Source organism: Dickeya zeae NCPPB 2538 (assembly GCF_000406165.1).
Taxonomy (GTDB): domain Bacteria; phylum Pseudomonadota; class Gammaproteobacteria; order Enterobacterales; family Enterobacteriaceae; genus Dickeya; species Dickeya zeae.
This window is the reverse complement of sequence record NZ_CM001977.1, coordinates 3,134,160-3,148,962: the sequence shown is the minus strand read 5'-3', so window position 1 is coordinate 3,148,962 and position 14,803 is coordinate 3,134,160. Positions and strand designations below refer to the sequence as shown.

The 14,803-nt window shown below is 54.0% G+C and carries 13 protein-coding genes; 3 read left to right on the top strand and 10 right to left on the bottom strand.

The window, feature by feature from the left end; all coding sequences use genetic code 11:
• Window positions 1–334: 334 nt before the first annotated feature.
• From DZE2538_RS13760 to ppiB, 6 genes are all read right to left on the bottom strand, one after another.
• Entirely contained in the window at window positions 335–1,705 is a 1,371-nt protein-coding gene (locus tag DZE2538_RS13760) for an L-serine ammonia-lyase (protein WP_038916592.1), read from the bottom strand.
• Window positions 1,706–1,766: 61 nt separating this feature from the next.
• Window positions 1,767–3,050: an HAAAP family serine/threonine permease gene (locus DZE2538_RS13755; RefSeq protein WP_019844915.1), complete on the bottom strand. Its 1,284-nt coding sequence runs from the start codon at window positions 3,048–3,050 to the stop codon at window positions 1,767–1,769.
• A gap of 551 nt (window positions 3,051–3,601) precedes the next feature.
• On the bottom strand, window positions 3,602–4,672 hold the full coding sequence (gene purK / locus DZE2538_RS13750) for a 5-(carboxyamino)imidazole ribonucleotide synthase (RefSeq protein ID WP_038916591.1): 1,071 nt from the start codon (window positions 4,670–4,672) through the stop codon (window positions 3,602–3,604).
• The gene (purE, locus tag DZE2538_RS13745) at window positions 4,669–5,178 is read right to left on the bottom strand and encodes a 5-(carboxyamino)imidazole ribonucleotide mutase (protein WP_016943358.1); all 510 of its coding nucleotides are present in this window, start codon (window positions 5,176–5,178) and stop codon (window positions 4,669–4,671) included. Before purE ends, purK begins: the two co-directional genes overlap by 4 nt.
• Window positions 5,179–5,400: 222 nt before the next feature.
• Complete coding sequence (gene lpxH / locus DZE2538_RS13740; protein ID WP_038916590.1) at window positions 5,401–6,123, bottom strand: UDP-2,3-diacylglucosamine diphosphatase; 723 nt, start codon at window positions 6,121–6,123, stop codon at window positions 5,401–5,403.
• Between the two features lie 10 nt (window positions 6,124–6,133).
• Complete coding sequence (gene ppiB / locus DZE2538_RS13735) at window positions 6,134–6,628, bottom strand: peptidylprolyl isomerase B (protein ID WP_038916589.1); 495 nt, start codon at window positions 6,626–6,628, stop codon at window positions 6,134–6,136.
• 338 nt (window positions 6,629–6,966) lie between these two features.
• On the opposite strand from ppiB, the gene DZE2538_RS13730 reads away from it, so the two are divergent.
• Window positions 6,967–7,389: a DoxX family protein gene (locus DZE2538_RS13730; RefSeq protein WP_038916588.1), complete on the top strand. Its 423-nt coding sequence runs from the start codon at window positions 6,967–6,969 to the stop codon at window positions 7,387–7,389.
• Window positions 7,390–7,639: 250 nt separating this feature from the next.
• On the top strand, window positions 7,640–9,025 hold the full coding sequence (cysS, locus tag DZE2538_RS13725) for a cysteine--tRNA ligase (RefSeq protein WP_038916587.1): 1,386 nt from the start codon (window positions 7,640–7,642) through the stop codon (window positions 9,023–9,025).
• A gap of 94 nt (window positions 9,026–9,119) precedes the next feature.
• Here cysS and ybcJ read toward each other — a convergent pair whose 3' ends face one another.
• The gene (gene ybcJ, locus DZE2538_RS13720) at window positions 9,120–9,332 is read right to left on the bottom strand and encodes a ribosome-associated protein YbcJ (protein ID WP_023640336.1); all 213 of its coding nucleotides are present in this window, start codon (window positions 9,330–9,332) and stop codon (window positions 9,120–9,122) included.
• Between the two features lie 5 nt (window positions 9,333–9,337).
• A complete protein-coding gene (gene folD / locus DZE2538_RS13715; RefSeq protein ID WP_023640335.1) occupies window positions 9,338–10,207 on the bottom strand; it encodes a bifunctional methylenetetrahydrofolate dehydrogenase/methenyltetrahydrofolate cyclohydrolase FolD in 870 nt (289 codons plus the stop codon).
• Between the two features lie 460 nt (window positions 10,208–10,667).
• On the opposite strand from folD, the gene DZE2538_RS13710 reads away from it, so the two are divergent.
• Window positions 10,668–12,632 carry a methyl-accepting chemotaxis protein gene (locus DZE2538_RS13710; protein ID WP_033581670.1) on the top strand — a complete coding sequence of 655 codons (1,965 nt, stop codon included), beginning with the start codon at window positions 10,668–10,670 and terminating at the stop codon, window positions 12,630–12,632.
• 11 nt (window positions 12,633–12,643) lie between these two features.
• Here the strand turns inward: DZE2538_RS13710 and hutG are convergent, their stop codons facing one another.
• Both hutG and hutI read right to left on the bottom strand, forming a co-directional pair.
• A complete protein-coding gene (gene hutG / locus DZE2538_RS13705; RefSeq protein ID WP_038916586.1) occupies window positions 12,644–13,444 on the bottom strand; it encodes an N-formylglutamate deformylase in 801 nt (266 codons plus the stop codon).
• Complete coding sequence (gene hutI / locus DZE2538_RS13700) at window positions 13,441–14,655, bottom strand: imidazolonepropionase (protein ID WP_050568694.1); 1,215 nt, start codon at window positions 14,653–14,655, stop codon at window positions 13,441–13,443. The genes hutG and hutI overlap by 4 nt, the downstream gene beginning before the upstream one ends.
• Window positions 14,656–14,803 lie beyond the last annotated feature (148 nt).

Genomic DNA, 14,803 nt, shown 5'->3' with positions numbered 1-14,803 from the left:
GCTTAACGTACCGATTTTCAACATCCATGATACTCGACACCCGTAATACTCGACTACGCGGCGAGTCAAAACACGGTATTATCCAAAAATACAGTATGACTAAAAATACACCGGGCTGATGTGGTTGCATCAGCCCGGTGGCTTATTTTTCCCTGGACGTATCAGCGCGTTATGCTGCGGGTACTGTTGTTGGCGACTGGTGTCAGTAAAGGTTGTTGCTAGTGATGCTGATGATTGCTAGTGAGGCTAATTGTGTATGAGATCAATTGGTTATGAGAACAATTGGTTATGAGATCAATGGTTAACGAGGTGCGCGCTCAGGCGCACATCGTGTTTATTCACATTGCACCACTTTAATCGCCAGGCCTCCGCGGGATGTCTCGCGGTATTTGGCGTTCATGTCTTTGCCGGTTTCGTACATGGTTTCAATCACTTTATCCAGAGAAACACGGGGTTCGCTGGAGCGACGAATTGCCATACGGGCAGCGTTGATCGCTTTAACAGATGCAATGGCGTTACGCTCGATGCAAGGCACCTGAACCTGGCCAGCAACCGGGTCGCAGGTCAGTCCAAGATTGTGCTCCATACCGATTTCCGCCGCGATGCACACCTGCTCTGGGTTGGCACCCAGCAGTTCAGCCAGACCGGCTGCTGCCATCGAACAGGCAACACCCACTTCTCCCTGACAACCGACTTCTGCACCGGAAATCGACGCATTCATTTTAAACAGAATGCCGATGGCCCCGGCAGCCAGGAAATAGCGCAGGTACGTGTCTGGCGTTACCGGTTGAATGAATCGGTCGTAGTAGGCCAACACGGCAGGAATAATGCCACACGCACCATTGGTCGGTGCTGTGACTACCCGGCCACCTGCGGCGTTCTCTTCTGATACCGCCATCGCGAACATGTTGACCCAATCCATGGCATCCATCGGGTCATTGGAAAAACGCCCGTTGGTGAACAATAACCGGTGTAACGCCGAGGCACGACGTGGCACGCGCAGCGGGCCAGGAAGTACGCCCTCGGTATTCATACCGCGATGAATAGCGTTTTGCATGGTTTGCCAGACGCTGGCGAAATACGTTTCCAGCGCATCGCGGCCGTGCATGGCGATTTCATTTTTCATCACCACCGCTGACAGCGACAGGCAATTATCGTGACAATGCTGAAGCAGTTGTCGGGCAGAATAGAACGGCCAGGGCGCGCGCTCTTCCTGTGCCATTGGCTGGCCGAAGTGTTCCTGATCGACGACAAAACCGCCACCGATCGAATAATAGGTTTTGCTGTACAGCACGTTTTTACTGGCGTCGAGCGCACGGATTGTCATGCCGTTTTCGTGCAGCGGCAGGTTCTCCGGTTGGAAGCGCAGTGCGCTGTCCAGCGGGAAGTTGACCTCATAGCGCCCATTGAGCAACGGCAGACGGCCGCTGTGCTGTACTTGTTGAATAAAGGCCGGGATCGCGTCGATATCCACGCTGTCTGGCAAATTGCCCGCCAGTCCCATAATGATGGCGATATCGGTGTGGTGGCCCTTGCCGGTCAGAGCCAGCGAGCCATAAACATCAACAATAATGGCGTCAACCGATGAAATCAGAGACAGGTTGACCAGATCGTCGGTGAACATGTTGCCAGCTTTCATCGGACCAACGGTATGCGAACTGGAAGGGCCGATACCAATTTTGAAAATATCAAATACGCTGACCATAGGGGGTTCCTTTCAGCTGACGCAGGCAGCAGCACCGCCTGCGTCGGGAGGGACAGAGGAATTACTCGAACAGGGTGTAAACGATGGCGGTGATGGCGATCAGGCCCAGCAGGGTGACGAACACGTTGCTCAGCGCGCCGCTGTACTGACGCATGGCCGGTACTTTACGGATAGCGTACATCGGCATCAGGAACAGCAGACAAGCGATAACCGGGCCGCCCATGGTTTCAATCATACCCAGAATGCTCGGGTTCAGTGTGGCGACCAGCCAGGTGGTGACCAGCATGAACAGGGCAGTGATGCGGTTCAGTTTGGCGGTTGAAACTGTCTTACCGCGGCTGCGCAGCATTTTTGTCATCATGCCGTTCAGGCCTTCACCTGCACCCAGGTAGTGACCCAGGAACGATTTGGAAATGGCGATAGTGGCGATAACCGGTGCCAGATAGCCCATAACCGGGTTATTAAAGTGGTTAGCCAGATAGGACAGGATCGAAATGTTCTGAGATTTCGCTTCCATCAGGTCAGACGGGGAGAGTGCCAGTACGCAACTGAATACGAAGAACATCACGGTCAACACCATCATGATGTGGCTGCAAGCCAGGATACGGGAGCATTTTCTCTCAGCGTTATCGCCATATTCACGGCGTTTGGATACCGCAAAAGACGAAATAATCGGTGAGTGGTTGAAGGAAAACACCATAACCGGAATGGCCAGCCACAGCGTTGCCAGCAGGCCATTACCTGTGGTGCTGTTGGTCAGGGAAATATTATGGAAAACAGTTGTATTCCAGTGCGGAACTAAATACAGCGCCAGCATCATTAATACGGCCACAAACGGATAAACCAGCACGCTCATCGCTTTCACGATCATCGCTTCGCCAAAGCGAACGATAAACATCAGTCCCAAAATCAATATCAGAGACAGAATCGCTCGCGGTGGTGAAGGTAAATGCAACTGGTGAGTAATAAAGCTGTCAACGGTATTGGTAATAGCGACACTATAAACCAGCAGTATTGGATAAATAGCGAAGAAATAAAGCAGGGTGATTAATTTTCCCGCACCAGTACCAAAATGCTCTTCTACAACTTCGGTAATATCTTCACCACCTTTTTTACCGGATAAAACAAAACGGCATAATGCGCGGTGAGAGAAATAGGTCATCGGAAAAGCAATAATTGCCATGATAATCAACGGAATCAAACCGCCAATACCGGCATTGATGGGCAAAAACAGCACGCCCGCGCCGATGGCCGTGCCGTACAGGCCCAGCATCCAGACGGTATCGCTTTTACGCCAGCCTGAAGCGTTCTCCAGTACCTGACTGCTGTCTTGAATTGTGCTCATGCGAGTTTCTCCTTGGTGAACACAGAGTATAAAAAAATGCCGTACCGGCTACAGGCCAATACAGGGGTAATTCGCAGGTGTCACACGAGACATCATGTGAATCGGGGTAACCTTTTATTGTGGCGGCATTCTATATCCTGACCAGTGTGAAATAATAGTGAGGCGATCACACAAATGAATAAAGGTCAATTATTTTAACCCCAATTATTCAAAAATAAAATATCAGGATTGATGCGTTAAATAATTTATTTTGGGAGGTATCTTTTTTGATGCGTTAATTGATTTGAATTGGTGAATAATAAAGCGGAAATATTTCTCTTTCTGGATGTCCGTGAGTGAAATAAATAGCTGACACAAAGTATTTATTTTATTCGCGCTGAAGATAATAAACCCAATCGTCATAATGTCACGTAAAAATCGTACCGGCGATGAGACGCCCTAAATATTCCCGTTGCCAGAAAGCTAACCTGTCTGCAACGTCAAGCAAAACGGGTATCAGCGGGTCATGACTGACCTGCATGCACCGCTGACCCGTAGTCGACACCGGTTGCTTAATCAGCCAACCGGTGTTGTGCCCACGCCAGTCCAGAGTGATAAGCCTCAGGTAGCAGGGGCGCTAATGCCTGTAGTGTCTGGCTCAACCGCGCGTTATCGGGATGAGAGAGATTCAGGTGTCCGACTTTACGACCCGGACGAACCTCTTTTTCATACCAGTGCAGATGTACCAGCGGCAATGTCAGCCAGTCAATATTCACATCGGTGCCGATCAAATTGACCATCACCGACGGGCTGGCAACCACCGGAGCAGGAAGCGGCAGATCGAGGATCGCACGCAGGTGTAGCTCGAACTGGCTGATGGAGGCACCGTTTTGCGTCCAGTGGCCGCTATTGTGTACTCGTGGGGCCAGCTCATTGATCAACAGACGATCGCCTACCACAAAACACTCCATGGCCATCACGCCCACGTAACCGAGACGATGCATGATAGCTGACAGCATCTGTTCCGCCTGCTGCTGCAGGTGGGGCTGTGGGGTCGGCAGCGCCACACTGGTACGCAAAATACCGTCTTCGTGCAGATTGTGGGTCAGTGGGTAAAATACGCATTCACCTGTCGCGCTGCGAGCGCCAACCAGCGAAACTTCGCCAGAAAACGCGATGCCTTGCTCAACAATACACTCACCGTAGCAGTCGGCTGGCAGGCTGTGCTCTTCGCCGGTGCGGATACGCCACTGGCCCCGACCGTCATAGCCGCCGACGCGGCGTTTAACAATTGCCAGTTCGCCCAGTGAGGCGAAAACAGCTGGCCATTCCTGTGCCGAAGCCAGCAGTTGCCAGGGCGCGGTGGCCAGACCCAGTTCATCCAGCAGTTGCTTTTGGGTGTAGCGATCCGCCAGACGCGGGAAGATATCACGGTTAACGAAGGCGGCGTGCTGCGCCAACTGGCGGGTCAGCGCCGTTTCCGGCCATCGTTCGATTTCGGCGGTGATAACACTGTGTTGCACCGGAACGGATTCCGGCTCTGCATCCAGCCCGACAGGATAGACAGCGATGCCAAGCGGCTCGCCAGCCTGACGCAGCATACGGCCTAATTGGCCGTTACCCAGTACGCAAACCGGTTTCATGCTTCTTCCCTCGGATCTGGGTGGTTCAGTACCTCGTCGGTTTGCGCCTGACGCCATGCCGCCAGACGGGTTGCCAGTGCGCTATCGTGACGCGCCAGAATCTGGGCGGCCAGCAGGGCTGCGTTGGCCGCGCCCGCTTTACCGATAGCCAGAGTGCCGACAGGAATGCCGCGCGGCATCTGCACAATAGAGTAGAGGCTGTCTACACCACTTAGCGCAGCGCTCTGAACCGGAACGCCCAGCACCGGCACCAGCGTTTTGGCTGCCAGCATTCCCGGCAGGTGAGCAGCGCCGCCCGCGCCAGCGATAATAACGTCAAAGCCATTCTGGTCCGCCTGTTCGGCGAAGCTGAACAGTTTGTCTGGCGTGCGGTGCGCGGAGACCACTTCAACGTGATAAGGCAGATTCAGTGTAGTGAGGATCTCTGCAGCAAACTGCATGGTAGCCCAGTCACTCTTTGAACCCATGACAATAGCGATTTTCGCCGGGGCAGCGTTGGATGACATGCCTGTAATGCTCCTGTGGTTTGCATGGCGGAAGTAATTCATGTTGATGACGTGCAATGACAGTGAACGTTAATGATACGGTCATTGCGCGCTGCAACGGCGACCTGAAACCGGAGCCACAGGCCGCGAGGGCGTAGAGCATACCATGAGCCAGAAGGGAGGAAAACGGTTGCGTGGCGATGAAATGGGCCGTTAACAGGGAAAATCAGTGTAAACGGGGCGTTACAATGGAAACGAGTTCAGACGAACGTCATCCGCCGTTACCTGGAGCCACGATCCTTCCTGATGCCAGGCGCCTAATACCGCGCGTTCTGCTTTTACGCGGCCTTGATCGATAACGTGGATAGCCGGGCGGTGTGTGTGCCCATGGATCATCAGGGTGGCGTGATGGTAGTGCAGGCGGTTAATCACTTCATCGGCATTGACGTCCATGATCGTCATGGATTTATGCTGGTTGGCTCGCTGGCTGGCAGCACGCATACGTGCAGCAATGCGCAGGCGAAAAGATAAGGGCAACCACAGGAAAAGCCGCTGGATAAGCGGGTTATGCACTTTACGACGAAAATTTTGGTAGGCGTGATCGTCGGTACACAGGGTATCGCCGTGCAATAACAGAGTGCGTCTGCCATAGAGGTCAAGCACGGTTTCGGTGGCAAGCAAGTGCAGACCGCTCTGGTGGGCGAAACGCCTGCCGAGTAGAAAGTCGCGGTTGCCGTGCGCGAAATAGCAAGGCACGCCACTGTCGGTCAGCGACTTTAGCGCCTGAGCGACTGTCTTGTGCAACGGGGCAGGGTCGTCGTCGCCAATCCAGGCGTCGAACAGATCGCCGAGGATGTAGAGTGCGTCGGCGTTGGGGGCATCTTCTTGCAGAAAACGCAGAAAACCGGCGGTGATCGCCGGTTCCTGTTCGCTCAGATGCAGATCGCTAATAAATAGCGTCGACATACCGCAGGCGTTACTCGCTAACGGTTACGCTGGTGACGATCACGTCTTCTTTCGGTACGTCCTGATGCATACCGCTGCGGCCGGTAGAGACGGCTTTGATCTTGTCAACCACATCCATACCTTCTGCCACTTCAGCGAATACGCAGTAACCCCAGCCATTCACAGTTTCAGACTTGAAGTTCAGGAAGTCGTTGTCTACGACGTTAATGAAGAACTGTGCGGTTGCTGAATGCGGATCGTTGGTACGGGCCATGGCCAGCGTGCCACGATTGTTGGCCAGACTGTTGTTCGCTTCATTTTTGATCGGCGCATTGGTACTTTTCTGGCTCATGCCGGGTTCGAAACCACCACCCTGGATCATGAAACCGTTGATCACACGGTGAAAAATCGTGTTGTTGTAAAAACCGCTGCGGCAGTAGTTCAGGAAGTTTTCCACGGTAACCGGCGCTTTTTCCGGGAAGGTATTGATGACGATATCGCCGTGGTTGGTATGAAACGTAATCATAGATGAACCTTACTTAGCCATAATACACAGAATAATGAGAGATATTCACCGAGGCGCCAAGCCGCCAAGAGCGCTCTTATAACATAAGTGAATGGCTGAGTCAGCACAGGGCGTGGTGGGCGGCACAATGCGCACCGTGCGATGAATTCTATTTCAAATAAATTCATTAATATAAGTAAAATTAGGTGAATTAATTTGAAATATATTTTTCTTGCGCTAAATCAATAACTAGTATCATTTTGATATGTTTTTTTACTTTCTAAATTTATTCTTGTTGTAGTTGATAGTCACTCTCGTTAACACGTTGCTCACTCAATAATCATACAGGTAGGTAAATTATGTTAGACCGGATTAATCAGCTATTAGACAACCCGGATTTCGGTAAGCTGGTTCTGCGACTGTCATTCAGTATTTTGATGCTGTTCCACGGCGTTCATAAGCTGATCGGAGGTGTCGGCCCCATTCAGGGAATGCTGGCGGCTCACGGCCTGCCGGGTTTTATTGCCTACGGTGTATTCATGGGCGAAGTGGTGACACCGATTCTGATGATCCTCGGTATTTTGACACGTCCTGCCGCGCTTATTTTCTCCTCCACGATGATTGTTGCCTTGTTGCTGGCTGAGCCGCAAGCACTGTTCATGCTGGAAAAAACCGGTGCCTGGGGAGCAGAAGGCGTTGCCGTTTACTTCTTTGCCGGTATCGCGATTGCACTGTTGGGCAGCGGTAAATACTCCGTAATGAGCAACCCTCGCTTACGCTAAGCACGCAATAGCGCATATTCATCTGCATTAGCTGCGAGATAAACCCGGCGATATCGCCGGGTTTATGCGTTTTAGCCTGAGCAAAATGTGAAATGGCGGGGAAAGACGAATATTAGGTGCGCCCGCTTGCAATAGGGCAGGGTTCAGGTTTCAATACGCAGCTACGTCCGAAAACCGGATAAAAACTGACTTTATTACGCGTACCGCAGACAACGATGTACATCTCCTGCGAACACCATGGAATGCCCTGATGCTAAAGATCTTTAATACCCTGAGTCGTCAAAAAGAGGAATTCAAACCCATTCACGCTGGCAAAGTTGGCATGTATGTGTGCGGGATAACTGTTTACGACCTGTGTCACATCGGTCATGGGCGTACTTTCGTGGCGTTTGACGTGGTGGCGCGTTACCTGCGTTATCTGGGGTATGACGTTAAATATGTTCGCAATATCACCGATATTGACGACAAGATCATCAGGCGTGCGACGGAAAACGGCGAAACCATCGAGCAACTCACCGACCGAATGATCGATGAGATGCATACCGATTTTCGCGCGCTGAACATCCTCTCCCCGGATGAAGAGCCTCGTGCGACGCATTACATAGCGGAAATCATTGAACTGGTTGAAAAATTGATCGCTCGTCGTCATGCCTACGTGGCGGATAACGGCGACGTGATGTTTTCCGTGGATACCGCACCGGGCTATGGCGTGTTGTCCCGCCAGGATCTGGAGCAGCTCAAAGCCGGTGCGCGGGTGGAAATCACCGAAGTGAAACGCAACCCGATGGATTTCGTGTTGTGGAAAATGTCCAAGGTGGGCGAGCCAAGCTGGCCGTCGCCGTGGGGCAATGGTCGTCCCGGCTGGCATATTGAGTGTTCTGCGATGAACTGCAAGCAACTGGGTGAGCATTTCGATATTCATGGTGGTGGCTCTGATCTGATGTTCCCACACCATGAAAACGAGATTGCTCAGTCTACCTGCGCGCACGGTGGCGACTATGTCAATTACTGGATGCACTCCGGCATGGTCATGGTAGACCGGGAGAAAATGTCCAAATCCTTGAATAACTTCTTTACCGTTCGTGATGTGTTGTCTCACTATGATGCTGAAACTATTCGCTATTTTCTGATTTCTGGTCATTACCGCAGTCAGTTGAACTACACGGAAGAGAACTTAAAGCAGGCGCGTGCGTCACTGGAGCGCCTGTACACTGCGCTGCGTGGCACTGATGCGTCGGTACCAGCGGCAGGCGGTGAGGCGTTCGAGCACCGTTTCCGCGACGCGATGGACGACGACTTCAACACGCCGGAAGCCTATTCGGTGTTGTTCGATATGGCTCGCGAGGTCAATCGTCTGAAAGCGGATGATGCTGTGGCAGCCAGCGGTCTGGCGTCAGCGTTGCGCCAGTTGGCCGGTGTACTGGGCTTACTGGAGCATGACCCGGAATTATTCCTGCAAAGCAGTGCGCAGGCGGATGATGGCGAAGTGCAGGAGATTGAAGCGCTGATCAAGCAGCGTAACGATGCTCGTCAGTCTAAAGACTGGGCGCTGGCAGATGCGGCGCGTAATCGGCTGACGGAAATGGGCATCGTGCTGGAAGACGGTCCGCAGGGTACTATTTGGCGGCGTAAATAATCTTGGCGGCGTAAATAATCACGACAGCGTATCGCTAAAGTAAAGGCCCGACTTGCGGGCCTTTACGGTTTCTGGTGAACATGAAAACCAGCGATTATGCCTGTACGGTTACTGATTCACTGCCAAACTTCACTACCTGACCAGCAACGATTTTGCAGCGTTTGCGGGTTTCAATCTGGCCGTCGACGGTGACTTCACCGTCGGCGATAACCTGCTTGGCGGCGGCGCCGCTTTCGCTCCAGCCTTGTAGTTTCAGTAAATCGCACAGTTCCACGTGCGGGTGTTTATCCAAATGGAATACGTTCATGAGGGTTATGCCTGTGCCGGAGTGTCGTGGTATTCCTCGCAAGCCTGCAAGGTGTTCTGGATAAGCGTAGCGACCGTCATCGGCCCGACTCCACCCGGTACCGGGGTGATGTACGCCGCGCGCTCAGCAGCTTCATCAAACTTCACATCGCCCACGACTTTGCCATTTTCCAGCCGGTTAATGCCGACATCGATAACGATAGCGCCCGGTTTGATCCACTCACCCGGAATGAAGCCCGGTTTGCCGACCGCGACCACCAGCAGGTCAGCGTGTTCAACGTGGTGACGTAAATCTTTGGTGAAACGGTGGGTGACGGTGGTGGTGCATCCTGCCAGCAGCAGTTCCATGCTCATCGGACGACCGACAATATTGGACGCGCCGACTACCACGGCGTTCAGGCCGAACATATTGATGTCATAACGTTCCAGCAGCGTGACGATACCGCGTGGGGTACAAGGGCGCAGCAACGGCGCACGCTGGCACAGTCGGCCGACGTTATACGGGTGGAAGCCGTCTACATCTTTGTCGGCGGCAATACGTTCAATCACCTTGGTGTTGTCAATGCCAGCCGGTAACGGTAACTGCACCAGAATGCCATCAATGGCGGTATCGGTATTCAGTTCGTCGATCAGCGCCAGCAGCTCCGGTTCGGTGGTGGTGGCCGGCAGGTCGTAAGAACGGGAAACAAAGCCCACTTCCTCACACACTTTGCGCTTACTGGCGACGTAAATCTGTGAGGCAGGGTTATCACCTACCAGCACGACGGCTAACCCCGGTGCGCGTTTACCTTCAGCCAGTCGTTGTTTCACGCGCACGGCGACTTCGTCCTTCACCTGCTGCGCAATCGTTTTACCATCAATAATTTTTGCAACCATGTACAGAAAATCCATCATTTTCACTACGGGGGGATGCGCCTATTTTGGCAGAAGCGCCGCAGACTGTCAGGCGTTGTGTGTGGATTAATTGTGATAACACGGTATTTATCTCTGCATACTGTTACCGCAGAGTAACAATACCTGTCATGCGAATACCTCATAAGGGGTAATTCTTCATCCCTGTAGGGAGTAATGGTGGCGTTTCTCACTGCGACGATCTGCCACCCTGTGTTAGCCTGCCGAACGCCAAAATGTGTTAATCGTTTTAAACTGTTGTTGGGTTTTTCAATACGGTGTGGCAGGGGATGGTGCGATAAGAACTCGCTATTACTGATTTTTTTGTTTTTTGTCAAACATATCCCTTTAATGTAAATAAAGTTTCTACAATGATTGACGATGAAGTGAGTATCAGTCGATTGATTATCTCTGGTGTTTTTTGAGGACCATTCGGGGGACATTTATGCTGCGATTATCCTCGCTTTCTATCCGTTACAAGTTTGCGCTGGCGCTGACGCCATTACTGATTGCGCTGCTGTGGTTTGCTACCAATGGCGTATTGGATCGGCGTCATACCGAGCAGGATATGGTGCAGTTTGCCCAGTTACTGACACTGGCGCAGCGAGCGGGCAATGCGGCACACGCCCTGCAACGCGAACGCGGTATGAGTTCAGGCTACATTGGCAGTAAAGGGCAGAAATTTGCCGACCCGTTACGCGAGCAGCGAGGAGAAACAGATAAGGCACTGGCGGCGTTGTGGGAAAGCCGGTCTGCGCTGGTGTTATCTGACTCTGCTGGTGATATTGCACAGCGACTAAGCCGCTTGCAGGAGCGCTTGCAAACATTGTCCTCACTTCGTTCCCAGGTTGATGGTTTCTCTCTGCCCACCACACAAGTTGTCGGGTGGTACACCGCCAGTGTCAGCGACCTTATCGCGTTGGTCGGCGACATGAGCCATCTGGTTACCGAAGGGGGGTTGGTTAGCCGGGTCGCGGCGTATTACAACTTGCTGAATATCAAAGAGCAGGCGGGCATTATGCGGGCATTGTTGTCCGAAGTGTTTGCAGTGGATCGCTTTGCTCCGGGGCAATACGAGCGTTTCAGCCAGTTAGTCGGTATGGAGAATGCTTACACCACCGCGTTTAATCAGTTCGCGGAACCGGCGCTCAGGCAGCAATTGCAGAGTTCACTAAGCGATGCCGCGGCGCAAACCGCGCTGAAAATGCGTGATACCGCCTTTGCTAAAGCGGCTACCGGTGGATTCGGTATTGATGCTAACGAGTGGTTTAGCCAGCAAACTCAACGTATCGATCGATTAAAAGTGGTGGAGGACGCTGCTTCCGCAGAATTGCTGAACTGGGCGAACCGGCTGGAATATCAGGCACGGGTAAGCGGCTATGGTTATCTTGGCGGTGCGGTGGCGGCCGTGGTGTTGGCGCTATTGCTGGCAGTACTGGTGGCCCGCAATGTGTACCAGCAGCTGACGTCTACATTGAAAACCATTGATGAAATGGGCAACGATCTGACCTGCCGTTTGGCTGTGCCGGGTAAAGATGAGCTGTCGCAATTGAACCAGGCGTACAACCGGTCGCTGGAAAACATCGAGATGGTGGTGAGCACCATTAAGCAGGGTGCACAACTGGTGGAACGCGCCAGTACCGAAATCGCGCAGGGTAATCAGGATTTGGCGCAGCGAACGGACGAACAAGCGGCCTCGCTGGTGGAAACCGCCAGTAGCATGGAGCAGATAGCCATTGCAGTGAAGCAGACGGCGGATTACGCCGGTCAGGCGTCCGGGCTGATGACGACGATGGAAGCGCAGATCAGTGCCGCCGATCTCGTTACGATGCAGGCCAGCGATGCGATGGCGCAAATCCGGCAGTCCAGTGAGCAGATGTCGCAAATCACCGCCGCCATCGACGCCATCGCGTTTCAGACCAACTTGCTGGCGCTGAACGCGTCGGTAGAAGCGGCCAGAGCGGGTGAGCAAGGGCGTGGATTTGCCGTGGTAGCGACGGAAGTGCGCAATCTGGCACAGCGCAGTGCGGGGGAATCGCAGCGTATCCGGGATTTGATTTCAGCCAGCATTGAGCAGGTGCATGCCGGTGTGACGCTGGTTGCTCGCAGCAGTGAGACCATGAAACAGATCATGGCCAGTACGTCTCAGGTGCGTGATTTCGTCAGTGATATCGCCACGGCGGCGCGGGAGCAGTCGCTGGGTGTGGATCAGGTGCATCTGGCGCTCAATCAACTGGAACAAGTGACCCAGCAGAATGCCGCGCTGGTGTCCGAAGCAGCCACGGCCAGCCAGTTGCTCGACAGGCAGGCCAGTGACATGAAAGAAACGGTCGATCGCTTTGTCGTCGCTGATAACGACGCTGATAATAACAATGCTATCGCCAGCACAAGAATCGGCCTGCCTCGTTAATACACCGGCGGTCAGCGATGATACTGTCTGGCCGCCGCCTCCATGAAGGTGCGAACGATGCGCTCCAGCATCGGCTGTAATGCCTGTGCCTTGTCCGGTTGCCAGGCGAAAGGTGCCTGTTCACTCATGTAGTTACACTGCGCCAGCTCCAGTTGCATTGCGTGTTGGTGTTGTTCTGGCTGGCCGTAAGCCCGGGTGATGTAGCCGCCACGGAAACGACCGTTCATAACCCAGCTCCAGCGCTGTTGTGAGTGGCATGTCTCCAGCAACGCTGACTCAATAGCCGGTGCGCAGCTCAGGCCACCGTTGGTACCCAGGTTCAGGTCTGGCAATTGTCCATCAAACAAGCGTGGAATACGCGACGCAATAGAGTGCGCATCGAATAGCAACGCGTAACCGTGGCGCTGTTTGATGCGCGCCAGCTGTTGTTGGATCTGTTGGTGATAAGGATGCCAGATATCGCGCAGATAGCGGGCACGAGCGGCGTCAGACGGCGCATTGCCGGGAGCAAATGCTGGCGTGCCATCGAACAAAATATCGGGGAACAGGCCGGTGGTGGCGGTGGTATACAGTGGCTGGTCGTCGGCCGGGCGGTTCAGGTCGATAACAAAACGTGAGTAGTTAGCCGCCAGTACGCTGGCACCGAGCCCGTGGGCAAAATCGTACAACTGCGGAATATGCCAGTCGGTATCTGATAGCGGGCGAGCGGCGGGGGTGAGCCGGTCGGCTACTTCCGGCGTAAGATCGGTACCCGCGTGGGGAATGCTGAGCAACAGCGGGCTGTCGCCCTCCATCAAGGTAAATGGCGTCATGGACGTTGTTCTCCTCGAAAAATCGTTGTGCAGGGCAGTTGACCGCCCAACCAGTAAACCAGTTCTGCCGGACGCGCCAGCGGCCAGTGGACAAAATCGGCCACTTTACCGGCTTCCAGCGAACCGTGACTCTGTTCCAGCCCCAGAGCACGGGCCGCGTGTAAGGTGACGCCAGCCAGTGCTTCTTCCGGTGTTAATCGAAACAAGGTGCAGGCCATGTTGAGCATCAGCCGCAGTGACAACGCGGGGGAGGTGCCAGGGTTGCAGTCGCTGGCGACAGCCATCGGTACACCGTAGCGGCGAAACAGTTCGATCGGTGGGCATTGTGTTTCGCGCAGCAGGTAATAGGCTCCGGGTAACAGCACCGCGGTCGTGCCCGCGGCGGCCATCGCCGCGACATCCTGCTCGGTGGCGTATTCCAGATGATCGGCGGACAGCGCCTGAAAGCGAGCGGCTAGCGCACTGCCGTGTAGCGATGACAGTTGCTCGGCATGCAGTTTCACCGGCAGGTGAAGCGCCTGTGCGGCCTGAAACACGCGTTCGACCTGCGCCGGGCTAAACGCCAGATGCTCGCAGAAGGCATCAACGGCGTCCGCCAGCCCTTCGCTGACCACCGTGGGCAGCAGGTCACGGCAGACCAGATCGATCCACGCCTCCGGCTGTTGCCGGTATTCGGGGGGAATGGCGTGGGCGGCCAGACAGGTGGAAACAACCTGCACCGGCTGTTGTCGCCCCAATTCACGGATCACCCGCAGCATTTTCAGCTCGCTGTCTGGCGCTAACCCATAACCGGATTTGATCTCAATCGTCGTCACCCCTTCGGCCAGTAAGGGTCTTAAACGGGCCAGTGCCGAGGTGAGCAGGCTATCGTGGCTCGCCTCGCGGGTGGCATTGACGGTAGAAAGGATGCCACCGCCAGCAGCGGCGATATCGGCATAGCTGACGCCATTGAGGCGTTGTTCGAATTCACCGCTGCGATCACCGCCAAACACCAGATGGGTATGGCAGTCGATCAAACCGGGTGTAATGATGCCGCCACCGAAATCGGTGACTTGCGACGGCGCGAAATCGGGCAATGCATGCCGTGCACCCAGCCAGACGATGCGCCCGGCGGTGACGGCCAGCGCTCCATCTTCAATCACGTGATAGCGGCCGCCACGCAGGGTGACCAGATCAGCACCCAGCCACAGGCTGTCGCACGGTATCGTCATCGTGTATTCCCTTGCTGTTATAATCTTGTATAGACAAGTTATACGCCACCACAGCATTTCAGCAAGCTGTGACGGAATAGGAATTTCTTATTCACTTTCTCCGTCACAGTACCGGCAGTGAACCCGCGTTGATGGCGGAATAAAAAAG

Coding starts and splice junctions, on each gene's coding strand:
- DZE2538_RS13760 (WP_038916592.1), bottom strand. CDS start 1,705: ATGGTCAGCGTATTTGATATTTTCAAAATTGGTATCGGCCCTTCCAGT.
- DZE2538_RS13755 (WP_019844915.1), bottom strand. CDS start 3,050: ATGAGCACAATTCAAGACAGCAGTCAGGTACTGGAGAACGCTTCAGGC.
- purK (WP_038916591.1), bottom strand. CDS start 4,672: ATGAAACCGGTTTGCGTACTGGGTAACGGCCAATTAGGCCGTATGCTG.
- purE (WP_016943358.1), bottom strand. CDS start 5,178: ATGTCATCCAACGCTGCCCCGGCGAAAATCGCTATTGTCATGGGTTCA.
- lpxH (WP_038916590.1), bottom strand. CDS start 6,123: ATGTCGACGCTATTTATTAGCGATCTGCATCTGAGCGAACAGGAACCG.
- ppiB (WP_038916589.1), bottom strand. CDS start 6,628: ATGATTACGTTTCATACCAACCACGGCGATATCGTCATCAATACCTTC.
- DZE2538_RS13730 (WP_038916588.1), top strand. CDS start 6,967: ATGTTAGACCGGATTAATCAGCTATTAGACAACCCGGATTTCGGTAAG.
- cysS (WP_038916587.1), top strand. CDS start 7,640: ATGCTAAAGATCTTTAATACCCTGAGTCGTCAAAAAGAGGAATTCAAA.
- ybcJ (WP_023640336.1), bottom strand. CDS start 9,332: ATGAACGTATTCCATTTGGATAAACACCCGCACGTGGAACTGTGCGAT.
- folD (WP_023640335.1), bottom strand. CDS start 10,207: ATGGTTGCAAAAATTATTGATGGTAAAACGATTGCGCAGCAGGTGAAG.
- DZE2538_RS13710 (WP_033581670.1), top strand. CDS start 10,668: ATGCTGCGATTATCCTCGCTTTCTATCCGTTACAAGTTTGCGCTGGCG.
- hutG (WP_038916586.1), bottom strand. CDS start 13,444: ATGACGCCATTTACCTTGATGGAGGGCGACAGCCCGCTGTTGCTCAGC.
- hutI (WP_050568694.1), bottom strand. CDS start 14,655: ATGACGATACCGTGCGACAGCCTGTGGCTGGGTGCTGATCTGGTCACC.